Genomic DNA, 25,254 nt, shown 5'->3' with positions numbered 1-25,254 from the left:
GGGTGAGCCAAACTTATTAGCGAATAGAATCGCACGTTCTTCAAGGTGATAACTATAATTTTGACATTGCTTTTTTGACTATGCTAATGTTAACTTGAGGTGAAAAAAAATGGCATTTCAATCACAAAATATTTTCATTAATTTACCAGTGAAAGATCTAAACAAGTCCACTACCTTTTTCAAGGAGCTAGGTTTTGAGTTCAACCTACAATACACCACGGAGGACACAGCCAGTATGATTATTAATGACAACATCTTTGCGTTGTTAATGCTTGAAGAACGTTTCAAGGCGTTTACTAAGAAAGAAATGGTGGATCCTACTACTTCGGCACAAGCCATTTTTTGCTTATCAGCTGATAGTCGGGATCAAGTAAATGAGTTGGTTAATAAGGCATTGTCATCTGGGGGGAAATCTTCAAGTGATCCTCAAGATCATGGATTTATGTATGTATGGGGTTTCGAGGATGTAGACGGCCATTTATGGGAAATTGCCTATATGGATGAAAGCGCCATGAATCAGGGATAAATACTTTTGACAATTAGCTTGCTCAGATGTTATATGCTAGGGGATGATGTCTTAACAGGCATCATCTTTTTATTTACATATAGCCATTAGGGGGAAATGATACATAAAATTACTCGCTACAGCGTGTGCCTCGTGACATATCTCCCCACCATGACCACCTGTTAGTGGAACGAAGGAATGACTAAAAAGCACGAATACATATAAAATAGTCAAACCCATAAATCAGTGAAACCAACTTCCTTTTTGGCTATGAACTAAAACATATAACATGACATAATATAAAAGATGAAATATTTATTGAAAAGGATGATGTATAAAATGTCATTGATGATAGTATGAGTATTTCAGTCGCAACAACGAGTACCTTGCCTAGCGGAGGAGAACTACCTGGCGGATGGAATGATGATGCATGGGACATTGATCGGTGGGAAAATGACGGCGGTAGTAGTCTTAGTACAAGGCAAGCATCAGGCGTGACTAAAAAGTTATGATGGCAGCGGCTATTAAAGGGAAGTGCAAGATTTTATTGACTACAGAGGACATATAAGTGACATCTAGGGGCCACACTGTAACAGCAAATTCAATGACACAGGCTATGAAAGACAGAAAGCTTCACGCATCGTATTGCTAATTGATAGGTTTTATGTAATCCATATTTCGATGAGAATCTAAATATTTATATTCTATTATAAATATTGAAGAACATATGGATTGGAGAGAAATTAACAATGGAAAAAATGACTCAGGTTCCTACCACAGAAATTATTAAGCCAAAAATTCTCTACTATGGAACGCCCGTGATTTTATTAAATTCACTGAACGAGGATGAAACCGTAAATATTAGCCCACTTTCATCATCATGGTCATTAGGAGATTGCATTATATTAGGAATTGGACTTGGGGGGAAGGCGATTGAAAATTTAACACGACATCCTGAATGTGTCATTAATGTTGCATGTCCTTCCTTATGGGAAAATGTTGAAAAACTAGCTCCCTTTACAGGGAAAAATCCTGTTCCACAATACAAAAAAGAGCTTGGTTTTACATTTGAAAAAGAAAAATATGATAGTAGTGGATTAACAGCTGCTGCGTCTAAAACAGTAAAACCTACACGGATTATTGAATGTCCTATTCAAATCGAGGCAAGGGTAAAACACATTCGAATGCCTGATTATACCACTGATTTTGCCATTGTTGAGACACAAGTTATACATGTACATGCTCATAAGGATATTTTGATTAGAGAGCATCATATTGACCCCAATAAATGGAGCCCACTTATTTATAATTTTCGCCATTATTTCGGACTTGGTAATCAGTTAGGGAAAACCTTTAGATCCGAAACATAAAAACATTATCTAAAAAAAGAGCAGGTACTCAATTAAGGAACTGACCCCCAAAAGTATAGACAAATAAAAAAAGCATCTTCGATTGAATTCGGGTTTAGATACCTAAACTTCAATTAGGAGGTGTTTTTTCTATGGGAACAAGAGTGAGTTATCCATTCGAAGTAAAAATGAAGGCTATTGAGATGCGATTGGCTGGTATACCTACGAAGCAGGTTTTAATTGAATTAAATATAAGGCATAAAACACAAGTGGAAACATGGATGCGTTGGTATAGAAACGGAGAAATACACCGATTTGAACAACCTGTAGGTAAACAATATATCTTTGGTAAAGGTCCTGAATATGAGAATGAACAAACAAAATTAGTAATGGAGAACCGTTATTTAAAGCAACAAATTGAGGTTTTAAAAAAGTACGCAGAGTTGGAGAGGAAGTGGTTGGAGAAGTAGCTGTACAGTTAGTAGAGACGCTAAAAGAAACGTTGTGCGTGAAGGATATATGTGCACATTTAGGAATTGCACGATCTACCTACTATCGTTGGAAACAGGCATCTGCGGATGCAAGGTCTCGTCAGGCGATTGAACGACATATTGGAGAACTCTGTCGTGCGCATAAATTCCGATATGGTTATCGGAAAATTACTGCACTCTTACGCCAAGAAATACGCGTGAATCATAAAGTCGTGCAACGTATCATGCAAAAATATGGTTGGCAGTGTCGAGTAAAAGTAAAAAAACGGAAACAAACTGGACAACCCTACTATATCGCAGATAATTTATTGAACCGTAATTTTGAGGCAACTGCACCTTTACAAAAGCTCGTTACCGATATTACTTACTTGCCATTTGGTCAGAAACAATTGTATCTTTCAAGTATTCAAGATTTATATAATGGCGAGATTATCGCCTACTCGATTGGTGATTGCCAAGATACTGATTTTGTGTTGAATACCTTATCCCAACTAGGTACTTTACCCGATGGGTGTACACTACACAGTGACCAAGGTTCGGTGTACACGTCTTATCGATATCAACAGGCCGTAAAAGGGAAAGGCATTATCATGAGCATGTCCCGTAAAGGTACGCCCGCTGACAATGCCCCAATTGAATCATTTCATTCTGCATTAAAGTCTGAAACATTTTACTTAGACAATTTAAGGCGTACTACGACGGCAATCGTAGAACAAACTGTCAAAGACTATGTAAAGTATTATAACTATATCCGAATACAAGCGAAACTAAACAACCAGTCGCCGGTACAATATCGACAACTGGTTGGGTAAATGCTTTTTTGATCTCTGTCTTATATACAGGGGTCAGTCCCTAACTTTGAGCCTGTTCTTTTTTCTTCCTCAACTTTTTATTCATCAATGAAAACGCTCGTTCAAGTCCAACAATTTTACGCAAACTAAAAGGTAAAGATTACAATATGTCGAATTTAATTCTTATCGTAAACAATTTTTAAAAGGAGGAAAGTTATTGTGAATACGCCCATAAATAAAACACCGATTAAAAACCGAATCGGCGGTGTGTTTGTGCCAGTACGTGACCTTGAAAAAGCAAGCAACTGGTACAGTAAGATACTTGGTTTACAAGGTGGAGAAATATTTTTTGGACATCTATACACAGCACCAATGGATGGGACAGCTGGTTTACTGTTAGATACAATGCCTAAGTGGAGAAATGAAGTGGGGAATATTTCAACTTATCAAGTTCCAGCAATTCAATTTTTAACAAATGATATTCAAGCAGCTTACCAATTTATGAAAGAAAATAATGTTGAACTTGTGACCGAAATTGAGGACGATTTTTACTTCGTTTTTAAAGATCCAGACGGTAATTTATTGATGATTTGTAGGGAAACAGCTTAACGGTAAACGCTTATTACAAGATATTAAACGAAAGTACACGTCCGACAATGCTGTTGCATTTATGAATGCGTTACATGCATCCTATATGATTAAAAAATTGATTGAGGAGGATAGAAATGGGCGAAAAATTATTAAGGATAGGAGCTACTTATGTACCAGTAATACATTATCTTCGAAATGGTATGTTAACAAGTTAGGGGCAGATTTAAGCTATCAAGATGAAGATAAAGCAATTCTTAATTTTGCCAATCAAAGTATATTTCTTGTCAAATCTAAAGAAAATCAAAGCTCTAACTTCGTTGATTATTATGGCGAAGAGCGTTTCAATAACATGCGAAGTAAATGGAATCAGTGCCTTAGAAGCCATTTATAGAGATATCATCCATAAAGGGATTAAGGTTGGCGCAATAAAAATAGAGGAAACGTTGGAAGGAATTTTGTTTTCTACGATATAGATGATAATAAATTTGGTTGTGTGGAGTGAATTAAGTCCTTCTTTTAAAGATAGTTCAATTTAAACTAGCGCTAGACAAATGACCTATGATAAATGGACAAGTAAATCTAAATAAATCGGATTAGGATATAATTAGAGCAGATAAGAAGACCTTGAATCAAAGGTTAAGGGCTATTGAATTAATACCTGAAAAGCTTGATGAACCTGCTAAAATGACTTACAAAAATAAAGAAGCCAGACTATACAATGTCTGACTCCATACGGATATACCCTTTTAAATCATCATATAACTCTAAAGCAAATGAATTGGAATCTGCCTGAGGGCTAACACCCTTGTGCACAAAAATTAGGAATTCATCTATGGCTTTTTTAGAGCCTTCCACTTCTACCTCAATCTGTTCCAGTTCATTTAACTTACAATAACCTTTCAAGCCAAGCTCAATTGCTTTCTGTTTTATGAAGAAGCGGTAGCCTGTCCCGTACACATCTCCGAAAAATTTAATCAGCGCTCGTTTATTCACGCTAAAACCTCCTACTTCTTGAAGAGGGGAGAAGCCTCCCCTAGACTTACTGCATTACACGTTCTTTTTCTAAATAAGCAATTAAGTTATTTATAAAGTATAACACTCGTTCTGAAGCCTGATTTACCTCTTCTAAATGGCCTTCCGCTTTGTGAATATTACCCGCTTCATGTGCTTCTGCTGCAAGTTTTGCTGATTCATGCACGCGGGCATGATAGGTATCCAAATCACGATAATCTTGTAAGTGACCAAAACGTTCGATGGTACGTTTTGCCGTATACCATTTGCCGAGGCGGCAATCTTTATGTGAGGAAACATCATGTGGAAGTACATGTTCTAAGCCGAGGAACATATTGTAAATCCGCCATTTCCATAAAATATGGTCAGCTTTCGATAATTGTAATAGGGCGATAGAAGAGAGTTGTACATTGTTATTTGTAATAATATCGTTGCGGAAGCGGTTAATCTCTTTACCCAATAAGTGAATATCGCTAGATGTATTATGACTGTAGTCACGAATATCATCCTGTAGACTAGAAATTTCAATCATTCTTGTAGATACTTCGTCTATTGCCGCAGCCTGCTCTTGGGAAATCGCTGCAGTATTTGTAACATCAATATTAATCCCTTCAATTGCACTCACAATAGCATTTAATAATGGTAACGATTCTTTTGCCTCAACGGTTGCCTCTTTTATTATTGAGGTCGTTTCAGTGATGGATTTCGATACATCATTCGAGTAACTCTTAAGATGATGTACATTTGTCGATACTTCACTAAGTGCAGAGACGGTACCTTCAGCAAGCTTGCGGACTTCTTGTGCCACTACAGCAAAGCCTTTACCATGCTCACCAGCACGGGCAGCTTCAATAGATGCATTTAATGCCAGCAAGTTTGTTTGATCTGCAATTTGGTTAATTAAGGTTACTACATGTTCAATATCATTGACGCGTTTTTGTAATTCTGTAAAGGAGTCAACAATGGTAGTAAAAGTTTCTTCTGTTTTAAAGATTTCAGTTAAAGCATGTTCAATAGCATTTTTCCCTTTAACAGCATGATCCACAGAGTCCGTTGTTTTTTCAGAAATACGCGAAGACATACGAGCAACCTCATTGATGGAGGCTGCAATCTCTTGTGTAGCTGCCGTAGATGACTGAATTTCTTCATTTTGTTTATCTAAACTGAAGACTAAATCCTTCATATACATTATCTTAGCATTTACATCCATTAATGAAGAAATTTCTGACACTACATTTTCAATAATGCGCTCAGTTAATACTTCAAAGAGTAATTCTTGGTCAACATTGACAGCCGATTGAAAAGATTTCATGTATTCAAATGCTTTGTTTGGCTTTAAGCCAAAGTTATGTAAAATATACGTAGTAATATAGAAAGCAAATTGATTAAATACGACAATTAATTTACCAGGTTCAAATTGGTTTTTTCTGAATAAATTGAAAAATTTTACGGTTTCATCCACATATTCATCATCACGAGTTGCTAAGAAAAATTGAGTTAAGTATCGATTTATATTTTCTTCACTGATCGTTTGCTGAGAAGAAGGGGAGATTTCCCTCAAATAATTATTAAAAATACCGTTCATAGAAGGGGTGATATCTTTTAGTTTTGTATAGAGCGTTTTTAAATTCTCTTCATCCTGTGAATTGAAATGATTAAACGCTAGAGTTTTATTGAAACGGCCTGTTGCGCTTAAATTTGTACCGCGCTTTAATAATTCTTCGAGCTCTGCCTTAGGTCGAATACTTGAAAACATAAAAAAATACCTCCCAAAAGAAATAATGAATAATAAGGTAATAATAGCATATTTCAGGGTGTTTTAATAGACATTTCATGTGTGTTTGCTAAAATGAGAATATCTTATGACAACAAGGAATGGGGCAAATATGTATACAATACTTTACATGAAAGCTGATTATGAGCCTTGGTGGAAATTTGAGGGCTGGGAAGATTTTATTCAAACAATCGAAACGTTTGAGACGAAAGAGCAGTTTGAGAAAGCTCTACAGGAAACATTAAATAGCTTTAGACCAGTATATGAGCATGAGGCGAGTAAGGAAGGCAAGTACTGGGCTTTTTGGTCAGAGGAAGAAAGCTTTTATTGTGAAGCCTGTGATGATGATGCACAAGTTTACCATGGGATCATCGCAGTTGCAACTACAGAATTAAACGGAATATTGCCAATAAAATAAAAAACTTTTTTCTTTATTTGACAATATTATGAATGATGGTTATACTTAAGGTAACAATTTAATTGCTTCACCGGAAACATGGATTCACATATTACAAAAAGTGATCGCGTTAGTTCGGTACTCTTTGTAATATGTGAATTTTTTCATTTCCTGAAGAAATTACATATTGTTCACTTTTATTTTTTTGGAGGTTTTCTTAAATGAAACAAGGTACAGTAAAATGGTTTAACTCAGAAAAAGGTTTTGGATTCATCGAAGTGGAAGGCGAAAACGACGTATTCGTACACTTCTCAGCTATCCAAGGCGAAGGTTTCAAAACTCTTGACGAAGGTCAAAAAGTGGAATTCGAAGTTGTAGATGGCAACCGCGGACCACAAGCTGCTAACGTAACTAAACTTTAATTCTCAGTAATTAAAAAATACTTTCGTTAAATTAAGGCATCCTATTTACTTAGGATGCCTTTTTTTTGCATGCTTTCAACATAAAAGGGTTACTTTTTCGTTTTTTTGGTAATAGGTAAAGAGAGCAAAAGGAGGAAGATAAGATGGATACATGTCAACATATACCGAATGAGAAAAAACAGCGAGATTTTTACCATAAATTGCGGACTAAATTGGTAACATTCCTAGCATCAAAAACCGGAAGGAATAATAAATTTGCAGATTATCTCATGTTTGTGCCTGATGTTTTTCATTTATTAATAAAAACATTAATGGACCCCGCTATTGATAGCAAAAGCCGTTCATTGATTGGTGCTACTATTGCTTACTTTATATTCCCAATGGATTTTTTACCGGAGGGGATTCTTGGTTTCGGGGGTTTTTTGGATGATTTAGTATTAGCAACTTTTGTAGTCAATACAGTTATCAATAAATTGGGAGCAGAAGTCATTGAAAAGCATTGGACAGGAGATGCAAAGCTCCTTGATGTTTTACAAAAAATTGCTGAAACAAGTGATCAAATTGTTAGTAAGATACCAGTAAAATCAATGTTTACACAATATATACGACATGAAAGTAAAGATAGTAATAAATAATATTATTATGTAAACTAATTGACGATAAAGCAATTAAGATAGTTGGGAGTAATTTTTAATACGCATAACCCCGTTCTGGTTTAAGAACGGGGTTAAAATTAATCCTTGAATTTTACAAAAATTGTATGATTGTTTCGGATGAAATCACTTATATACTTTACAGTTTGTGGAGCCCTGTTGTTAAAACTGTCATACAAAGAATTAATAGCTACAGCAAGCTCCTCATTATTTCGAAGATTTTCACGTGTTACAGTAAATTGCGCCAAAGTACTAGGGTAGTTATGTTTATTAAACATAAATTCCGTATCTGTTAGAAGTTGATACATATGCTCATCTCCAAAATACGTAAGTGCACGTTTGATGGCTGACCAAATTTTAGGCTGTGCTAAATAATAGGCACTCCACCAATAGAACTCTTCCGTTGATTCTATCGCATGATCATAGTACACATGGAATACAAACAACGATTTTTGTCCAGTGTTAAGCTCATTATAAAAAAGTTCTTGAACAATTGAATGATTGTCCTTGGTCATTCTATTTTTATATTCCAAAATTAACGGTTTAAAACAGGCATTGAACAGTGCTATGTCACATAAGGAATCGAATTCCTGTTTGTTCATCTGTGCTATCATACAATAATCACTCCTTATGGATTATTATACAATAATTTAACAGTAATTAAGAAAAATACCAATCGTCATTTGTAAGTTATTCACTGATGAAGTTCTCTTGATTTTACTTTTACGTTAAACTCTAACAGACTAGTTATAAGTATTTAATAAGTGCTGTAACACTTGAACAGGTACAAACAATCCTACTCGACCAAATGACACCTGTTTCATTGTTGCAAAAATAACACCTATTACCTCACCATCTGCATTAAGGACAGGGCTACCGCTATTGCCTTTGTAAACTGGTGCTTGCATCATCATAACGGGTTCCTGCCAATCTTCTAGTAAAGTTGTTTCAAGTAACGTACCTTCATTGGCGATTCCTGTAAAGGCAAGTGGATTCCCTATGAAATACACATGCTCACCTTTTGCAAAATGAGGATTGTCAGCGAGAGGTAGTGATGGTATGTTGTCAGCACTAACTTGTAACAATGCTAAATCCACATCTGGGAAGCTTTGCAATAATTGCGCCTCCATTAGACCTTCTTCTGGAAACACCACAGACAATGTAAGGGCATCCTCAACAACATGGGCGTTTGTGACAATAAGTCCATCGGAGGAAATGGCAAAACCAGTACCTTTGCTTGTGCCGGTAGATATCTCAACAACAGCCTTTTTATATAGTTGGATATCTTCTTGTGCAGATAATTTTGTAGATACTTTGATAAAGTCGATAGCTGGAATGGAGTAAATTTGAAAAATAAGTGCAAACGTATTAAAAAATAATACAAATGCCATACTCCAAACAATCCATTTGACAATCGGCCTTTGCTTCTTTGGCTTTGTGCCTTGCAGGCGCTGTTCTCGTTCTTCAGCTAAGGCCTTTTGCTGTTCGGCAAGTACAAGTTCGATAAACTCCTCTTCCGTTAATTCTTCCTCTGGAGAAGACTTATGTAAATCATTCATATTAGGTACCTCCTTATCCCAAAATGAAAGACGTCCAAGCCGGACGCCTGTGAAGCCTCTTATTCAATTGTTTGCAGTGTCGATGTAACGACAAATGGCTCTTCGTTAGCTGTTTTCATCGTATCTTCAATACGGATGAGTCCCACACCTTTTGCGAAATATTTTTTAGTTGTGATGGTATCTGCTGTACGTGTCAGCACAATAACATCTTGATAGATGTTTGTTCCAGTATTAACAGAAGCATTAGTCGACTGGATGGTCCAACCAGCAAAGCTGTTTCCAACTTCGAAAGGTAGCTGTAACATAGGCTCTATGATGGCAAATGAAGCCGCTTCTTGAGCTGTTGGAAGTGATGGATGACTATCAACGGCTTTTTTATAGACAAGCACAATCGCAGAATCCGTTAGTCGATAGACCTTTAATATCATTACAGCGCCATTATCTTCTATTTGGGCGATATGTGTGTCATCCAAATAGATTGTTTGAAGCGAAAAGCTAGCAAATTCGTTGCCTTGACCTTCAAAATAAGCTGTAGAACCGTTTGGTGGAAAGAAAGAAGCAAGATTATGTGATTGTTGTTCAGCTGGTTTTTCACTATTAGTTGTCTCATCCATCACTGTTGGTTTTACATGTTGTTCTTGCTGTTCCGTAACTTTATCTGTCGTACAACCAACCAATAGTATTGCGACAGAGAGTACAAATAAGAGATGTCTCATAAGCAAGCCCCCTGTGCTCATTTTCTTTAAGTATACGCGAAGTCTCTTTGTTATACGAATATTATGAAAACCAGTTTTCCATAAAGGTAATGCGTTTATTTGTCGTGTCGACACGTACTCGTAAGCCAAGTGGCATAGCATGAAGTGGATGCGTATGACAACAGTCTACCTCAGCTAAAATAGGAATGAAGTTTCCATCAAGCTGTTCGAGTAACACATCATATGGCTGTCGGTCTGTCCCTAAATCATCATATTGTTCATGCTTACCTAAAATAATGGCTGAAGCTTTGTCTAAGATGCCATGCATTTTTAACATAGCAAAATTTTTCTCCACCACTGCGATTGTTTTTGATGTGTCTTCTAATAGTAAAATATCACCTTCTTCGATTTGAGGGAAGTAAGGTGTTCCGATAAAACCATACATAGTATTGACATTCCCGCCAATTAATCGTCCTTCAGCTACACCATGCTCGACAGTAATCCATGAATTCCGATGGTGCGTTTTTTCTGTTGTTTTTTCTAGCCAATTTAAGCGGTCATCTGTCCAAATAGGCGGCATTGGCATGACATAGGGGAACGTGAGCGAATCTACAAAAAGTTCTTTAAAGTATTGCTCTGTATAATGAACTAATGGTGGAAATTCGCCGAAAGTGGAAGCAACAGACGGGCCATAAAATACAGGGATACCTGTTTTAGCATAAAGCGCAAGTAGGATTGCTGTAACATCTGATAATCCGATAAGTATTTTAGGATGTTGTTGAAATGCCTCGTAATCTAGATAAGGCAGCATACTATTGGCGTTTGTCCCGCCCATTGTCGGTAGAATCATTTTGATATTGGGGTCTCGCAGCAAGGCATTCAGCTCTTCAGCGCGTTCCTTTGGTGTACCAGACGATAAAAATCACTCTTTCCAGTCAATACACCTTCTTTAAGAGTGAAACCAAGAGCATGTAAACGGGCCTTACCTCGTTCATAGCGTGCTTGTGCGATTACCGAAGCGGGCTTTGACGGTGAGTATATCCCAATTGTATCGCCCTTGTTTAATGGGGAAAACATAACATACCTCTTTCTAATTACATAAGTTTATGCCATTATACATGACTTTACAAATATAAGGGAGATTATGATAACTTTATGAAAGAGCTGTAAAAATTAACTGAAATACATTACTGTAGTAGAAAGTGAGATTTCACGTAATAATATTATGTAAACTAACGAAAAGGAGGAAACTTGCTAGAAAGTGGGGATTTTAATATGATAGAGTTAAGCCAAAAATAGGGGGGCGTTTATATGTATCGTCAAGTAGATGATTTTCTAACTGAATGGTCTAATGCATCAGTAGGGACTATTCAAGTACTAAAAGCAGTAACAGATGAAAAATTAGAGCAAAGTATTGTGGAAGGTCATAGTACACTCGGTTGGTTAGGGTGGCATTTAGCGGGTGCAATCGGTTATTTTAGCTACTTAGCTGGTCTACAAGTGCCAATGCTTCGTCAAGAAGATCCAGTACCTACAACGGCGGCTGAAATTGTTGCTGTCTATGAAAAAGCTGCAAATAGTGTGAAAGAAGAAGTAGCAAAGCTATCAAATGAAGATTTGCTAGAGGAAGTTAAAGGTTTTGATGGTCCAATTGCGCGAGGAGCATTATTGCGTACACTATTAAATCATCAGACACATCATCGTGGTCAAATGACGGTACTACTACGTCAGGCAGGTTTACAAGTACCAGGTGTAATGGGTCCGACCAAAGAAATGCAAAAGTAATCAAAATGGCAGATACGTAGAGTATCTGCCATTTTTGTACAACAGGGTACCGTTAAAATACGTGTTGTATGTAAAAAAATCATTCGCCTCGCATGCAGGAAAATTCATAAATAAAAACTCCCCCGGAAAGGTGGGGGAGAAGATAATTTGCAGTATTTATCAATGTAGACAATTCACTGGATGTGTTGAGTGACAGTTTAGCTTAAACCCTGGCTATCTTTCCATTCAAGAAACTCATCATACGTTAATAGTTTATCTAAAATTGAGCCGTCTTCACGAATTTCGATGACACGGTTGGCAATTGTTTGGATGAACTGATGGTCATGAGATGTAAAGATCATCGCGCCTTTGAAGCGGATTAAGCCTTCGTTAAGTGCTTGGATAGACTCAAGGTCAAGATGGTTCGTTGGCTCGTCAAGTAAAATAACGTTTGCAGTGGCAAGCATCATTTTTGACAGCATGCAACGAACTTTTTCGCCCCCTGATAAAACAGAAGGGGACTTTTTCACTTCTTCACCAGAGAATAACATACGACCTAAGAAGCCGCGTAGGAAGCTTTCAGTTTCATCATCAGGTGAATATTGACGTAACCATTCCACTAATGATTTCTCTGAACCTTCGAAGTATTTATCGTGATCGTTTTCAAAGTAGCTTTGAGATGTTGTCACGCCCCATTTAACTGTACCAGCATCTGCTTTTCTTTCATCCATTAGAATATCAAGAAGAGCCGTTTTCGCCATTGGGTTACCCAGTAAAATGATTTTATCCTCTTTGTTCATTGAGAAGCGAATATCTTTAAATAGTGTTTCGCCTTCATTACTTGCTGAAAGGCCATCAACCGTTAACACATCATTACCGATTTCACGACCCGTTTGGAAGTTGATGAATGGATATTTACGGCTAGATGGTTTAATGTCATCAAGTTCAATTTTATCCAACATTTTCTTACGAGAAGTAGCTTGGCTTGATTTCGAAGCGTTCGCAGAGAAACGAGCAACGAATGCTTGAAGCTCTTTAATTTTTTCTTCTTTCTTCTTGTTTTGGTCTGCCATCATTTTCTGTGCTAATTGGCTAGACTCATACCAGAAGTCATAGTTCCCAACGTATAATTGGATTTTAGAGAAATCAAGGTCCGCAATATGTGTACATACTTTGTTTAAGAAGTGACGGTCATGGGATACGACTATAACCGTATTTTCAAAGTTAATTAAAAATTCTTCTAACCATTGGATAGCTTTTAAGTCAAGGTGGTTGGTAGGCTCATCTAGTAATAGAACGTCTGGTTTACCAAATAGAGCTTGTGCTAATAAGACTTTAACCTTGTCAGAACCTTCGAGGTCAGCCATTAGCATGTAATGAAGCTCGTCGCCAATCCCTAAGCCGTTTAATAATGTTGCTGCTTCTGAGTCAGCTTCCCAACCATTGAGGTCAGCGAATTCACCCTCTAATTCCGCAGCACGCATGCCATCTTCATCAGAGAAGTCTTCTTTTGCATAGATTGCGTCTTTTTCTGCTTTTACTTCCCAAAGACGTTTATTCCCCATTACAACTGTATCTAATACATTGAATTCATCGTATTCGAAATGGTTTTGTTTAAGGACTGATAAGCGTTCGTCCTTCCCCATTGATACATTTCCTTCTTGGGCTTCAATTTCACCAGAAAGAATTTTTAGGAATGTTGATTTCCCAGCTCCGTTTGCTCCGATTAAACCGTAGCAATTCCCAGGTGTGAATTTTATATTTACGTCTTCAAATAGTTTACGATCGCCATAGCGAAGACCTACATTACTTACTTGAATCATGCAAGTTCCTCCTTTTTTCACAATGGCTCTAGTATATCATGAAATATGTTCCATAGTCTATAAACATTATTAAATCAACGTTTATCGTTATGGGGTTTCAGATATTTGGTTGAATAGGAGCGTGGGGATAATCGAGTTGGGAAAAAAAGTAAGGTTTTTAAACGTTTCTAGGGGAAAGAACAGGTAAGTAAATGAAATTGATTTATCCCTAATTTATTACCTTTTAATATTTCATTGAAAGGAAGATGCTAAATGTCTAGAAAAGTAAAAGAATTGAGAATGGATGATGTTGTTTTTAAGCCTAGCTTACAACCTAAGCAATCGGGAGATAATACCACCAAACGTAAACCTGATTCAATCCCAATAGGTCAAGCACTTGAAACAGTAAACCGACAAATGCAATTACAAGGACTAAGACATAAAACTTTGTTGACATATAACCAGACGATGCAAAAATATGTAGAGTTTTTAAATCTTAAGACAGTGGATGATATTAATAAGGAAGGATTCATGGATTGGTTAGATTCACTCAATCATCTAGATAAGACAACTCAAGCTAACAGGTTTAGGTTTGTATCAGCTATATTAACGAGATTTTATGATAATGGTTGGATTCAAGGTAATAAATTTTGGAAGGACATTAAAATTAAAGTTGATAAAAAAGTAAAAAAAGCAGCAGACGAAAGAGAATTAGAAATATTACTATCGGTGATCGATACTACCACATAGCTTGGTTGGAGAGACGTAACAGTTTTACTTCTACTTTATAGGACAGGCATACGTATTCATACTTTAACAAGTCTAAAAGAAGAACATATAGATTTTGATAAAAAATGTTAATCCTATCAGGCGATATCATGAAGAATGGGCAGATATTGAAGATTCCTTTAGAAGATGAATTATTAATGTTGCTAGAACATTTAATTAGGCAAAATCATGAGGTTAGGAAACGTTATAAAGAAAAAAATGATTATGTTTTCATTACGAAGAGTGGAAAGCCAACTTTGAATGACTATTCCCATAACAATGCTATATCAAAACGTATTAACGCTTACTCAAAAAAATATGGGCTTTCAATATCACCACACAAAATACGTAGGTTATATGCAACTAATCTTGTACGTAAAAAAGTGCCTTTAGCAATTATTTCAAAGGCACTTGGTCATAGTTCGTATGAAGTAACACAGCGATATATTGAAATGGATGTAGATGAAGTGGCAGATACTTTACGTAAATATTTGTGATTTATAATGAGTCAGTTATTTGCAGTAGCTAACTCTAAGAAAAATTCAATTTAATTATTAGGTGAGTAGCTCATGTAGTTACTCACTTTTTTAACTTGGTGTATGGTAAAGATTAAATGAAGGCAGCAACTAATTATAAGTAGGTTAGATTTTATTTGTAGTTGGAAGTTGTATACCATTTGAGGAATAAATTTATATGTTTCTATAAAAGTATAATATTATTTAAAAATAGGAGGATTAGATTATGAGAAGAATTATTATTTTGGATGTCGATTCAACAAGAGGTGATGAAATCGTATCTTCTTTGATTGGTACTAAATGGGACGTTAAATCAACATTAACTGATAAAGTAGTAATTAGCGCTTGTGGAGGATTGGTATTAGATAAAGGCGAATATGAATATACAGATATTGCATAAAATCAGCATTTTATGAATCATAGGAGGAATATAATTATGAAAGCAAATGTTCAAACAAAAGAAGCATTACAGGTGATTTCTGATACATTAAATGAAGCTCAAATTTTACTAGCGTTAGATATAGTTAGAAAGCCAAACAGGGTAGAATTAAATGTAACTACAGAAGAAAAAGAAGTTGTATTCACTTGTGCTGATCCATTAAAAATGGAAAATTTCCTAATGAAACTAAAAGATACAGCTCCTTTTCACCATGATGACATTGATGAGCTTCTTACTGAAATCGTATCTTAGAGTTTTAAGTCGAATAATAGAAAAACAAAAGAATGGAGCAATAAAGTATGAAAAATAAAGTGCCTATGGACACACAATACCTACTATATAAGGCTCAAGAACATTTGACAAATTATTACCAACAACTATATGAGGACTTTGGTAAACTTAAGGATGTTGCAAAAGTACGAGATGAAAATGGTTACTACAGTTATGTAAATGAAGATTTTGAAAAAGTAATGAAAGATTTAGAGGAAGTTAAAAGTATGGTTCATAGAGTTATGGAGAGTAAAGAACTAAATAACCTCATTAGTGAATTCTTAGAAAGTGATGATTAGATAATAGAAGTCTTTTATAAGAAATGAAAGAGAGGGCTAAAAAGCCCACCGATCACTCATAAAAAGAATGCAACAATCGTTAAGATGTCTGCTAAAATACCGATTACGAATAAAAATGCTAGAAACTTTGTCATGTCTATCACCTCTTAAATTGTTATTTACTATATTATTTGCTAAAGGTCTTTAAGATATTCCATAAAAATGAAATTTAATATATTATTATGTCGAATGATAGATTTTTATTATTTTTTAAAATATTTTAAGAAAGTAGGATGTTATGAAGAATACAAAAGAAAAAGCCTCTAAAGAGATTTTTGAATTCTTAGAATCAGATAAAAAGTATTTGCTTTTAACTGGTACTCACATGTTTAAGAAGCACGAATTATTGATTTCTATTTTAAATACAACGAGTGACAAAAAGATTTTGTTTAGAGCAAACGCAATGAACAATTTAGATACCATTTTAAAAGTAAGTCAAAATATAAAATCTGGAGTCCCTTATGGAGTTCACAATAATACATGGTGGATAGGCTACACTTAGTTGGACATTTTTTATAGAGGATAAGGAGCAATAACTAAGTCCTTTAACGAAGAAGAGCTTTATATGGAGCAATGGGCATGATAGCCTCGTTTGGCTAAGCCAGCCCTATTTTAGCTGGCTACTTGGCGCAACGAATCATGCCCATAGAGGCTCCATGTCAAGCAACTTGTGCGCCCCTTATGCTTTAAGAGAGCCATCTAACCACCTTAAAAAAAGTTGTCCAAATCTGTTGCCGTTCCACCCATGTTATACGACATGGTGCTGTAGAATCGCCAACTACAGGTGACACTTTATATCGCTATACAGTAGAGGCTATTACGGATGGTGAAACAGTAGAAGTGCAGTTACCTGACTACTTTGAACACTTGAACACAAACGTAGATGTATGGGTTAATCCAGACGAACATTTTGGTAGAGCATATGGCAAAGTAGTAGGAGATAAATTGCTCGTTACTTGTGAAAAAGCAGGTGTCTATAAAGCTTTAGTTATCGGAACTCGTAATGACGACAACGTACAAGATTGGTACATCAAGGGTGTAGAACGTGAGATAGGCGAATCGTGGCTTGGAGAAACGTATGTATTTGAGGTTGATGAAATCACAGAAGTTACTGAATTTGAGGAGGTTTTAACATAACATTAAAAGAATCAAAAATACAGTTTAAAAACCCGACTCTCGGACAACCTACTAGAGCTGTAGAAGAACATTATTACGCTAGACGAATTGTTGCTGTAGTAGATAGTGATGAACGTCAATTTAGATTCATGTCATCAGAGTTGCCATTTGTAGCTACAGAGGATGATATGGTAATAGCTATTGAAAATCAATTAATAAAAGAATAATTGTTCCATATTGTTCATTAATAACAAAATTTCTTGTTGAACTAATGGCGCAGCTTAGTTGTCCCTACGAGACGTTCAATTTTACCTGATAATTACTTATTTGCAGCTCTAATATAGAATACAAGTCTGCATTTTTTTAGGAAACAACCGAAAAGTTTACTTTACGTCATAGTTGACCAATAGTATAATTATCAAATGTTGTTAAATCAAAGGAGAATAATATGAAAAAATTTCTAGTTGCCGTTCTATCATTTATAATACTTTTTTCACTTTCTGTTAACGTATCATCAGCGGATTCAGGAACATCATTAATTAGTGAGTATAATTTTGAAAGTGATATCGAATCAACAATAGTGGATTCAACTGGGGCACATAATGGTACTGCTAATGGGACTACTTTAGTAACTGGTTGGGATGGCATAGGTACGGCACGCTCATTTAATGGGACAAGTGATTATATAGTTTTGAAGAATCCTGTGATACCTTCTGGGAAATTTAGTATAAAAGTAAAGATAAAAACTACAGATTCAAATAGTAGAATAATTGGAACAACGCCAGGAGGCTCTAACGGTATTGTTTTAGGTGTTTCAGGAGAAAAAATTGGAGTTCATATTCAAAATGATATGGGTGCAAAGAGTTATCACTCTACAAAAAAGATAAATGATAACGAATGGCATGATATTCTGATCACATGGGACGGGACAACGAATGAAAATGGGTTAAAAATGTATATAGATGATATGAGTGCCGTTGAAAGCGAACATACAGTTATTTATGCACTTTCTAGTCATAAATATAATGCTAGTATTGGTACTGATGCAGGTACTAATAGCCAATTGTTCTATAAAGGTTATTTAGATAATCTTGAAATTTATAATGATGTTATAAACCCTGTACCAATAGATCCTGTACCAATAGAACCTGAAAAAATAAATAGTAAACTATTTATAAGTATGGACTCTTTCTTCAAATTAACCCATGAGGGTGAAGTGTATTCTTGGGGAGAGAATAATTATGGTCAATTAGGTTTAGGAGATACAATTAAACGAAAAATAAATGAAAAAGAAAAAATTCAATTGCCTGAAAAAATTATAGATATTGTAGTAGGTAAAAATTTTGTTATTGCACTTGGAACTAGCGGCAAAGTCTATGGTTGGGGCGATAACGCTTCGGGTGTACTTGCTGAAACTATGGGACCAATCACGAGTCCAATTGAAATTGACTCGAATATAGATTCAATAATTGATGCAGATTAATAGATCAAAGAGCCTTTTTAAAGGTTCTTTATTTTTTTTGAATAACAGTTTCAGTAACGCTACTCATTTTGGGTAGCGTATTTTTATTAAATAAAAAGAAGGTGATGCGATGCTATCAATCACTAATTATGATGGAACATCAACAGAGGCATTGGTTAGCAGAGGAAAACCTATAGCCAGGAAAAACATTGATGGAGTCTTTGAATTAACATTGGATGCGAGTGAACATGACAATCCATTTTCATTCCACCTGATCACAGAAGAAGGCATTATTGAGGCTGGCGGTTTCAAATTCCGGATTAAACAGATGCAAAGGAAATCGAGAGGCAACGTAAAGTCTGTTCTGTCTCAGCATATCTTCTTTGATAACATTTGGCGTAGACAAGAAGATACAAACGGAGGGCATCGATCCTTCAATGAATTTGTCACTTTTGCATTGCGTAATACCGGATGGACTTTCACAAGTGATATTAATGAAGACGGTTATATCGAGTCTTTTGGTAACGATAATGTGGTGAAGTTAATCAATCAGATATGTGCTGCATTTGAATGCGAGTTTGAAATAACATCAAATAGCAACATTCATTTTAGTAAGATGCTTGGCCCAGACAACGATTTTGTATATCAATACGGGGATAATATCATTGAATTATCTAGAACTGTAAATACAGACAACTTAAGAACTCGTATTAGCGGTAAGGGGAAAGATAATTTAGTGCTACGCTACACATCTCCACAACACGAAAAATGGGGTATTCGCGATGCTGATGATATAAGTGATGAACGTTTTACTGACGAAGATAACTTACTTGATAAAGCTCGCAAATCCTTAATAGATCAACCAGAGGTATCAATCGAAGTTGATTCTATAGAACTTTTAGATAGAAAACTTGGGGAGCGTGTATGGCTGATCTATGAGCCTTGGGATTATGAGATGCAATCCCGTATTTTAGAAGTGACGCAATTCATAGATGAAACGACTGACACTTTCCACACAGTTTCCGTTATCATTGGCAATGCTTTACCTAAAACGTTAACTGATGAATTAACAGAGACACAAGAAGTTATAACTGAAGCGATTAAAGAGTATCGTTCAGCCATTATCCAGACAGACTCAAACATACGGTTAGAGGTCGAACGTATCGGTAAAAGTATTGCTGCCATTGATATCAAAGCAGACAACATTAACCTGAGTGTTAACGACCGCATTACTAACGAGGTAGCTCAACTCAACATACGAGCCAACAGTATTTCTGCCGAAGTTACAAGGGTTGACCGTAAAGCAGACAGTACTCAAACACAAGTGTCCTCTTTGGTTATAGAGGTTGGGCAAATATCAAGTCGTGTATCTAATGTAGACAATCGATTAGGCAGTACGGAAAGTACAATCGTACAACAGTCTTATCAAATTAGTCAAAAAGTTAGCACGACAGACTATAACGGAAACACAATATCTTCCTTAATAAATCAGACAGCCTCTGAAATATTCATTAAAGCCAGCAAAATTAAGTTTGTAGGTGAAATATATGCCCTTTCTGATATTAGTGGCAATTTAGGGACTATAACATCTGGGAATATTGATATATACAATGATGTTAAAATAGGAAACGATCTTTATCTTAGAGGAACTGGCGGGAATGCAATTATATTCGGTGAAGGGTCTAGGATAGTTTCTTATAATGGCAATCTTGATTTAACGACGAATAGTAACCTAAGTATCCAAGGACAAAATATATCGTTCTATGGATCGTCACTTGATTTCTCTGGCGTAGGTTCTATTTCAGGTGTAGCAAGGGGACACACGCCAGGTATTGGCATAGCATATTCTAGCGCAGCAAGGCAAATTTGGTTCCGTATAAACGGAGTAGACGTGGGTGCAGTTAAATTAACATAATAAAAGGAGAATGATAGATATGGATTACCAAGTACAACTAAACAACGGACAGGCAATAAATTTAAAGAATGCGGAGTTTGATGCTACAGCATTTACAGCAACATTAAATGATCAAAAAATAAACTTTGTAAATATTGGTGGGGCCATTATTAATAAACACATTATTGTGAGTGTATTACCAGATACGGCCACACAACCTGAAACAGAAACGCAAGCTTAGGCTTAGCGTTATTTTTATTGTCTAAATTCCCAAGCGCTTGGGATTTCGCCTTCCACGATTGTGGAGGGCTTTTATTTTACAACTAAGACCTTAGTAACGCACTGTACCGAGCAGTGCTATTTTTATTAAGTAGGTGATGAAATTGAGTGAAAGAATGAGTGAATTTCAACAAGCTGTATCTATCGCAGACCACGAGAGACGAATTGTTGAACTTGAAAAGGATATGAAAGCAGTTAAACCTATTGTTTATGATACTGCTTCAAGTGTTAAGCAAATTGAAAAATCTGTAGAGAAAATGGAGAAGAACAGTGACAAAATTAAAGGTTATTTCTTGGCCGCAGCAATAAGTGGTGTTGTCGGTATTGTTTTTATTGCATTACAAAATTCAATTTTCGGAGGGTAAACAGAATGAAAATTAACTGGAAAGTACGTCTACAACACAAACAATTTTGGGTGTCATTAATTGCATTACTTATCGTGCTCGCTAATCAAATAGCGGGCATTTTTAATGTCGATTTTACGATTTACAACGCACAAGTTACAGCCCTTTCTGAAACGGTGCTAAGCATTTTAGGATTGCTTGGTATTATTATGGACCCAACAACACAGGGGGCATCTGATAGCTCACAAGCGCTAAATTATGACAAGCCAAAGGATGATGCAAAATGACAAGCGTAACGACTACATGCCGAGACTTGGCCGAACTATTACCAGCTGCGCAAACAGCATGTCGATTGCTATTTCAGGAGTGCTTCAAGGCAGGCATTAAGAACATCTTCATTACAGAGACATATCGCTCTCAGGAACGGCAGAAATACCTCTATGCACAAGGTCGAACTAGACCAGGGCAGATTGTAACTTGGACATTAAACAGTAATCATAAATCACGTTTGGCATGGGACATTGCTGTTGGTCCTCCACAATCTTTATATGATGTGACTACATTGAATCGAGTAGGGGCTATTGCACGAAAGCTAGGCATTACATGGGGTGGTGATTGGGTAGGCAGTATTGACCGACCACATTTTGAAGTAAAAGCTAATTGGTTAATGCCTAAAGGTTACAAATTAGAAGGACAAGTAATTGTACCAAGCAACAGTAAATATAAAGTTCAATTAATTGTGGAAGACAAAAAGGAGGAAAACAAAGTGACAAATACAAATTGGAATCCAGGTTCACCAGCTATGAAAACTGAAACAGAAAACTTTATTGCACAGGCGGTTAAGGATGGTATTATTCAGGAATCGCATTTGAAGGATTTACAGAATGGTGCCATGACAAGCGATAGATTGTTAGGTTTGTATATTACGATTCAGCAAAGACGTAGTAAATAAAAACAATTAAACGGTAACCTAATTGTGTTAGATGAAAAAATTGTTGAATTTTGTAATAAAATACATGATAATTATACCTGTTGTATTATTTTTTAACAGGATTATAAACCTATTAACATTGATTTGGAGGATTACTATGAAAAAGATTTTAATGATAATATCAGCAACTATAGCTATATTATTCAGTTACTCACTTCTAGATATCGAAGGAAACAAAGCTAAAGCAGCTACTATTGGAGAACAATTAAAAGAACCTGAATCAGGTTGGCAGAGATTCGACGATAGAGAACCACTAATAAAATTTCCCGATACTGCTGGTAGATTGACATATGCAACAGCGTATAATAAAACTTACAGTACAGGGGGAACTGATCCTACAAAACTTGTTTTTCTAGGGACTAAAATCCGTTTAATCGCTGATCTTGGAGATGCCAATAGCACTCGTGCACATGTCAATTATATTAAAATTGATGGTGAAGAATATTCTTTTAATCAAGGACAGTCATCGCAAGGTTTCCAATCACAGATACTGTTATTTGAAAAAAGTAATTTGCCATATGGAAGACATACAGTAGAGATTTATTCTAAGACTACAACTTATTCTATTGATGCTATTGATATAGATGAGTCAGGGAAACTTCTTGATCCAAATGAAATAATTGTTGACTCATTAAAGTTGAATAAAGAAACTCTGGATTTAACAGTAGGTTCAAGTGAAACCTTAGTAGCAACTGTTACGCCTGATAGCGCTAAAGTAATCCAATGGACAAGTAGTGATCCAGAGATTGCTTCAGTTGATAGTAATGGAAATGTAATCGGAAAGAAAGCTGGTAAGGTGACAATTACTGCAGCAACTACTGATGGAAGCAACCTATCAGCTACAGCAGAGGTGACAGTAAAAGAAGCAGAAATTGACGTAAATAGAGCAATTTTAAGACTTACAATGTCAACTAAAGATATTCATGAGTATGATTTATCTTTATCAGAAATTGATCAGTTTATGAATTGGTTAGATGGCCGTGAAGTTGGACAAGGGAAACCGTACTATAAATTTAAGTTAAATGTAACGATTGGAAATATAGTTTCAAGAACAGAGTACATTATGTATGATAAAATTGTTAGTTTTACAGTTGATGATTATAAATAATTTAGTATTTTGCAGTTAGTCTTTTAAAAGATTTAGTTGTGATAAAGTTTATTCAAACAAATGCCCAGGTACTCAATTAATTTTGAACCTAGGCATTTTTTATTTCCATTATTTTTAATTTGACAAAACACAAACAAATGTTCTGTATTGAGGAGTGGGAAAGGTGAAAGAACAACTGAAAAATAAAGCTAATATTAAGTCAGATAAGGCAGTTGATGCGTCACATAAGGAGTCATGGAATTGGGCAATTTCACAAGAAATCGTCAAAAATGACGGTAAATCAATGAATCCTTCTGGAGTTTTAACTCGTCAACAAATGGCTACAATGCTAAAACGCTATCATGAAAAGTTTGTAAAGTAATCTATACATAGGGTGGGATATTTTTGTCTCACCTCTTATTTTTCACTTAATTTCTTGAGTCAATTCTATTAATAATATTTATTTTGGAAAAAATAACAGGTTAAATCATAGAAAATAAATATAAATTAATAGAATTACGCATATATAACATTTGAGCGTATAGAGAAGGGGAGTGCCTAAATGGGGAAAAAGAACTCAATAACAATACGTAGTATAGAAAAAGAAGTAAGCATAGGAGAAACGGTGATATATGCTGACATTGGGAAATATGAGTGTACTCTTGTAGCAGTTAATAAACCAAGTGAAGAAGCAATAATGAGATGTAGAAAAGTAGTAAATGAGGTAATGCGAAATTATCTCAATAAAAAGACTGAAAGAGAAGAAAGTGACTAGGGTGTACTTTTGGGCATGCTCTTTTTTTGTTTGTAATGGTAATTCAGTAGATAGACCACTTTTCACACGCCCATAAAAATAATATAAATTCTCAGTTGTCATTCTTTAATTCGTTTTCTCATAAATAGTATAGATTAGATATTTTTAAATCTATTAAAAAGGATGGATGAATGAATGAGTATAACTATAAAGATTCATAATACAGATATCGAAAGAGAGTTAACAGATCCAACTGAAATATGGTTTTACGAAAAATGTAAAAAGCAAGCAGAAGAAGATGGTCAAGTTTTTCGAGCGCATTTATCTAAACATGGAACAATCTACTATACATCAGGAGAATTAAATATAGATAGGGCTGCTAGGTTAATTTATGAAATTTTAAAAGAACAGGGGAAAATTTAATAAGAACTTTGTATTTATTTGAGCATATTAAAAGGTAATATCCGTCTTACCTCGAATAATGTTGTAAGAGGTGTAAGTAATGGAGGATAAGGCGTATTGGAAATGTGATTATACGTACGAAGAAAAAGGCGAAGTCAAGACAACAGAATATAAGTCGCCTAACGAATATGATAATTCAACCAATCCAAATATAATTGCTAAAATCTTAGCGAGTGAGATAAAAAATGAAACAGGTCGAACCGTTAAAAGTTTCATTAGGTTAGTGGAAATGCCAGTGGTGAGTAAAGAAATACAACAAGTTGGAGACATTAAAGTTAGAAATGGGTTAAGTCTGGGTGAAATTGTTTATGAATTTTCAACAACTGAAGAGGAATTAAAAGAAGCAGAGGAAAATAAAAGGAAATTAGAAGAAGTATTAGCAAATATGTCCCTATATTATTATAAATCGAAAAGAGATAATAAAAACCTATAAGATTCATTTAATGTAGTTTAAGGAAGGATGATGTTGATGGGGAAAATAATTACTGAAGAAGAATTTATTGAATGGAGTTTAAAATTAGCACCACCTAATTCAAAAGTACAAAGATACGAGAAAGATGGACGCACATATTTATATATTGGAGAGCCTAATTTAGATTTGTTTGCTAGATTGTATTAAAGCACATTAAATGACATTGAAAAGAGGTTATTCTTTATGGATAGCTTCTTTTTTAATTGCAGTTTTTCAATTTCGATTAAGTACTTGATGAAAAATAGGTGAGTAGTGTATA

Annotated in this window: 34 protein-coding genes and 2 pseudogenes; 29 read left to right on the top strand and 7 right to left on the bottom strand. The window is 35.4% G+C overall.

What is annotated here, in order from left to right; all coding sequences use genetic code 11:
• Positions 1 to 109 precede the first annotated feature (109 nt).
• The 6 genes and pseudogenes from C9J31_RS12320 (at position 110) to C9J31_RS23680 (ending at position 4,263) form a co-directional block, all read left to right on the top strand.
• Positions 110 to 526: a VOC family protein gene (locus C9J31_RS12320; protein WP_107950716.1), complete on the top strand. Its 417-nt coding sequence runs from the start codon at positions 110 to 112 to the stop codon at positions 524 to 526.
• A 335-nt stretch (positions 527 to 861) separates the two neighbouring features.
• Positions 862 to 1,017, top strand: coding sequence for a hypothetical protein (locus tag C9J31_RS12315; protein ID WP_193767132.1), 156 nt, complete (start codon positions 862 to 864; stop codon positions 1,015 to 1,017).
• Positions 1,018 to 1,254: 237 nt separating this feature from the next.
• Positions 1,255 to 1,875, top strand: coding sequence for a flavin reductase family protein (locus tag C9J31_RS12310; RefSeq protein WP_107950715.1), 621 nt, complete (start codon positions 1,255 to 1,257; stop codon positions 1,873 to 1,875).
• A 131-nt stretch (positions 1,876 to 2,006) separates the two neighbouring features.
• Positions 2,007 to 3,157, top strand: a protein-coding gene (locus C9J31_RS12305) for an IS3 family transposase (RefSeq protein ID WP_211634919.1) whose coding sequence is annotated in 2 segments (ribosomal slippage) — positions 2,007 to 2,280 and positions 2,280 to 3,157 — 1,152 coding nt in all. Because the reading frame shifts where the segments join, the coding sequence is not laid out codon by codon here.
• Positions 3,158 to 3,355: 198 nt separating this feature from the next.
• Positions 3,356 to 3,745 (top strand): VOC family protein, encoded by a 390-nt coding sequence (locus C9J31_RS12300; protein WP_107950448.1) that lies wholly within the window; start codon positions 3,356 to 3,358, stop codon positions 3,743 to 3,745.
• Between the two features lie 116 nt (positions 3,746 to 3,861).
• Positions 3,862 to 4,263: pseudogene (locus C9J31_RS23680) on the top strand (VOC family protein).
• 175 nt (positions 4,264 to 4,438) lie between these two features.
• Here C9J31_RS23680 and C9J31_RS12295 read toward each other — a convergent pair.
• Together C9J31_RS12295 and C9J31_RS12290 are read right to left on the bottom strand one after the other, a co-directional pair.
• Positions 4,439 to 4,720 carry an acylphosphatase gene (locus C9J31_RS12295; RefSeq protein ID WP_054767719.1) on the bottom strand — a complete coding sequence of 94 codons (282 nt, stop codon included), beginning with the start codon at positions 4,718 to 4,720 and terminating at the stop codon, positions 4,439 to 4,441.
• Between the two features lie 46 nt (positions 4,721 to 4,766).
• Positions 4,767 to 6,494, bottom strand: coding sequence for a globin-coupled sensor protein (locus C9J31_RS12290; protein WP_107950449.1), 1,728 nt, complete (start codon positions 6,492 to 6,494; stop codon positions 4,767 to 4,769).
• Positions 6,495 to 6,600: 106 nt separating this feature from the next.
• Here C9J31_RS12290 and C9J31_RS12285 point away from each other — a divergent pair, with 106 nt between their 5' ends.
• From C9J31_RS12285 to C9J31_RS12275, 3 genes are all read left to right on the top strand, one after another.
• Positions 6,601 to 6,930, top strand: coding sequence for a DUF1033 family protein (locus tag C9J31_RS12285; RefSeq protein WP_238602145.1), 330 nt, complete (start codon positions 6,601 to 6,603; stop codon positions 6,928 to 6,930).
• Positions 6,931 to 7,130: 200 nt separating this feature from the next.
• Positions 7,131 to 7,331 carry a cold-shock protein gene (locus tag C9J31_RS12280; RefSeq protein ID WP_004230088.1) on the top strand — a complete coding sequence of 67 codons (201 nt, stop codon included), beginning with the start codon at positions 7,131 to 7,133 and terminating at the stop codon, positions 7,329 to 7,331.
• Between the two features lie 143 nt (positions 7,332 to 7,474).
• Entirely contained in the window at positions 7,475 to 7,966 is a 492-nt protein-coding gene (locus tag C9J31_RS12275) for a YkvA family protein (RefSeq protein ID WP_107925211.1), read from the top strand.
• A 98-nt stretch (positions 7,967 to 8,064) separates the two neighbouring features.
• Here C9J31_RS12275 and C9J31_RS12270 read toward each other — a convergent pair whose 3' ends face one another.
• The 4 genes and pseudogenes from C9J31_RS12270 to C9J31_RS12255 form a co-directional block, all read right to left on the bottom strand.
• The gene (locus C9J31_RS12270; RefSeq protein WP_107925212.1) at positions 8,065 to 8,598 is read right to left on the bottom strand and encodes a hypothetical protein; all 534 of its coding nucleotides are present in this window, start codon (positions 8,596 to 8,598) and stop codon (positions 8,065 to 8,067) included.
• A 129-nt stretch (positions 8,599 to 8,727) separates the two neighbouring features.
• On the bottom strand, positions 8,728 to 9,543 hold the full coding sequence (locus C9J31_RS12265) for a S1C family serine protease (RefSeq protein ID WP_107950450.1): 816 nt from the start codon (positions 9,541 to 9,543) through the stop codon (positions 8,728 to 8,730).
• A gap of 59 nt (positions 9,544 to 9,602) precedes the next feature.
• A complete protein-coding gene (locus C9J31_RS12260; RefSeq protein WP_107950451.1) occupies positions 9,603 to 10,259 on the bottom strand; it encodes a hypothetical protein in 657 nt (218 codons plus the stop codon).
• A gap of 61 nt (positions 10,260 to 10,320) precedes the next feature.
• A pseudogene (locus tag C9J31_RS12255) lies at positions 10,321 to 11,315 on the bottom strand (S66 family peptidase).
• Positions 11,316 to 11,549: 234 nt separating this feature from the next.
• Here C9J31_RS12255 and C9J31_RS12250 point away from each other — a divergent pair.
• Positions 11,550 to 12,023, top strand: a complete 474-nt coding sequence (locus C9J31_RS12250) for a DinB family protein (RefSeq protein WP_054767723.1) — start codon at positions 11,550 to 11,552, stop codon at positions 12,021 to 12,023.
• Between the two features lie 197 nt (positions 12,024 to 12,220).
• On the opposite strand, the gene C9J31_RS12245 is transcribed toward C9J31_RS12250, so the two are convergent.
• Complete coding sequence (locus C9J31_RS12245; RefSeq protein WP_107950452.1) at positions 12,221 to 13,825, bottom strand: ABC-F family ATP-binding cassette domain-containing protein; 1,605 nt, start codon at positions 13,823 to 13,825, stop codon at positions 12,221 to 12,223.
• 252 nt (positions 13,826 to 14,077) lie between these two features.
• On the opposite strand from C9J31_RS12245, the gene C9J31_RS12240 reads away from it, so the two are divergent.
• The 19 genes from C9J31_RS12240 (at position 14,078) to C9J31_RS12150 (ending at position 25,142) form a co-directional block, all read left to right on the top strand.
• Positions 14,078 to 14,554, top strand: coding sequence for a phage integrase SAM-like domain-containing protein (locus tag C9J31_RS12240; protein ID WP_107950453.1), 477 nt, complete (start codon positions 14,078 to 14,080; stop codon positions 14,552 to 14,554).
• Positions 14,555 to 14,682: 128 nt separating this feature from the next.
• Complete coding sequence (locus C9J31_RS12235; RefSeq protein WP_193767230.1) at positions 14,683 to 15,069, top strand: tyrosine-type recombinase/integrase; 387 nt, start codon at positions 14,683 to 14,685, stop codon at positions 15,067 to 15,069.
• Positions 15,070 to 15,313: 244 nt separating this feature from the next.
• On the top strand, positions 15,314 to 15,487 hold the full coding sequence (locus C9J31_RS12230; RefSeq protein ID WP_107950455.1) for a response regulator: 174 nt from the start codon (positions 15,314 to 15,316) through the stop codon (positions 15,485 to 15,487).
• Between the two features lie 36 nt (positions 15,488 to 15,523).
• A complete protein-coding gene (locus C9J31_RS12225; protein ID WP_107950456.1) occupies positions 15,524 to 15,778 on the top strand; it encodes a hypothetical protein in 255 nt (84 codons plus the stop codon).
• Positions 15,779 to 15,825: 47 nt separating this feature from the next.
• A complete protein-coding gene (locus C9J31_RS12220; RefSeq protein WP_107950457.1) occupies positions 15,826 to 16,095 on the top strand; it encodes a hypothetical protein in 270 nt (89 codons plus the stop codon).
• Between the two features lie 277 nt (positions 16,096 to 16,372).
• Positions 16,373 to 16,636: a hypothetical protein gene (locus tag C9J31_RS12215; RefSeq protein ID WP_107950458.1), complete on the top strand. Its 264-nt coding sequence runs from the start codon at positions 16,373 to 16,375 to the stop codon at positions 16,634 to 16,636.
• Between the two features lie 338 nt (positions 16,637 to 16,974).
• Positions 16,975 to 17,271, top strand: coding sequence for a hypothetical protein (locus C9J31_RS12210; RefSeq protein ID WP_107950459.1), 297 nt, complete (start codon positions 16,975 to 16,977; stop codon positions 17,269 to 17,271).
• A gap of 427 nt (positions 17,272 to 17,698) precedes the next feature.
• Positions 17,699 to 18,733, top strand: coding sequence for a LamG-like jellyroll fold domain-containing protein (locus tag C9J31_RS12205; protein WP_107950460.1), 1,035 nt, complete (start codon positions 17,699 to 17,701; stop codon positions 18,731 to 18,733).
• A 109-nt stretch (positions 18,734 to 18,842) separates the two neighbouring features.
• Positions 18,843 to 20,627 (top strand): phage tail protein, encoded by a 1,785-nt coding sequence (locus tag C9J31_RS12200; RefSeq protein WP_107950461.1) that lies wholly within the window; start codon positions 18,843 to 18,845, stop codon positions 20,625 to 20,627.
• A gap of 19 nt (positions 20,628 to 20,646) precedes the next feature.
• Positions 20,647 to 20,847, top strand: coding sequence for a hypothetical protein (locus C9J31_RS12195; protein WP_107950462.1), 201 nt, complete (start codon positions 20,647 to 20,649; stop codon positions 20,845 to 20,847).
• Between the two features lie 142 nt (positions 20,848 to 20,989).
• Positions 20,990 to 21,250: a hypothetical protein gene (locus tag C9J31_RS12190; RefSeq protein ID WP_107950463.1), complete on the top strand. Its 261-nt coding sequence runs from the start codon at positions 20,990 to 20,992 to the stop codon at positions 21,248 to 21,250.
• Between the two features lie 5 nt (positions 21,251 to 21,255).
• Positions 21,256 to 21,516 (top strand): phage holin, encoded by a 261-nt coding sequence (locus C9J31_RS12185; protein ID WP_107950464.1) that lies wholly within the window; start codon positions 21,256 to 21,258, stop codon positions 21,514 to 21,516.
• On the top strand, positions 21,513 to 22,181 hold the full coding sequence (locus C9J31_RS12180) for a M15 family metallopeptidase (RefSeq protein ID WP_107950465.1): 669 nt from the start codon (positions 21,513 to 21,515) through the stop codon (positions 22,179 to 22,181). The genes C9J31_RS12185 and C9J31_RS12180 overlap by 4 nt, the downstream gene beginning before the upstream one ends.
• A gap of 136 nt (positions 22,182 to 22,317) precedes the next feature.
• Complete coding sequence (locus C9J31_RS12175) at positions 22,318 to 23,328, top strand: Ig-like domain-containing protein (RefSeq protein WP_193767107.1); 1,011 nt, start codon at positions 22,318 to 22,320, stop codon at positions 23,326 to 23,328.
• Positions 23,329 to 23,491: 163 nt separating this feature from the next.
• The gene (locus C9J31_RS12170) at positions 23,492 to 23,689 is read left to right on the top strand and encodes a hypothetical protein (protein WP_107950467.1); all 198 of its coding nucleotides are present in this window, start codon (positions 23,492 to 23,494) and stop codon (positions 23,687 to 23,689) included.
• A gap of 180 nt (positions 23,690 to 23,869) precedes the next feature.
• Positions 23,870 to 24,082 (top strand): hypothetical protein, encoded by a 213-nt coding sequence (locus C9J31_RS12165; RefSeq protein ID WP_107950468.1) that lies wholly within the window; start codon positions 23,870 to 23,872, stop codon positions 24,080 to 24,082.
• Between the two features lie 174 nt (positions 24,083 to 24,256).
• Positions 24,257 to 24,484 (top strand): hypothetical protein, encoded by a 228-nt coding sequence (locus C9J31_RS12160; RefSeq protein ID WP_107950469.1) that lies wholly within the window; start codon positions 24,257 to 24,259, stop codon positions 24,482 to 24,484.
• A 79-nt stretch (positions 24,485 to 24,563) separates the two neighbouring features.
• Entirely contained in the window at positions 24,564 to 24,956 is a 393-nt protein-coding gene (locus C9J31_RS12155) for a hypothetical protein (RefSeq protein ID WP_107950470.1), read from the top strand.
• A 36-nt stretch (positions 24,957 to 24,992) separates the two neighbouring features.
• Positions 24,993 to 25,142, top strand: coding sequence for a hypothetical protein (locus C9J31_RS12150; RefSeq protein ID WP_193767108.1), 150 nt, complete (start codon positions 24,993 to 24,995; stop codon positions 25,140 to 25,142).
• Positions 25,143 to 25,254: the final 112 nt, after the last annotated feature.

Source organism: Lysinibacillus parviboronicapiens (assembly GCF_003049605.2).
GTDB classification, from domain to species: Bacteria; Bacillota; Bacilli; order Bacillales_A; family Planococcaceae; genus Lysinibacillus; species Lysinibacillus parviboronicapiens.
This window is presented reverse-complemented; position numbering and strand designations above follow the sequence as displayed.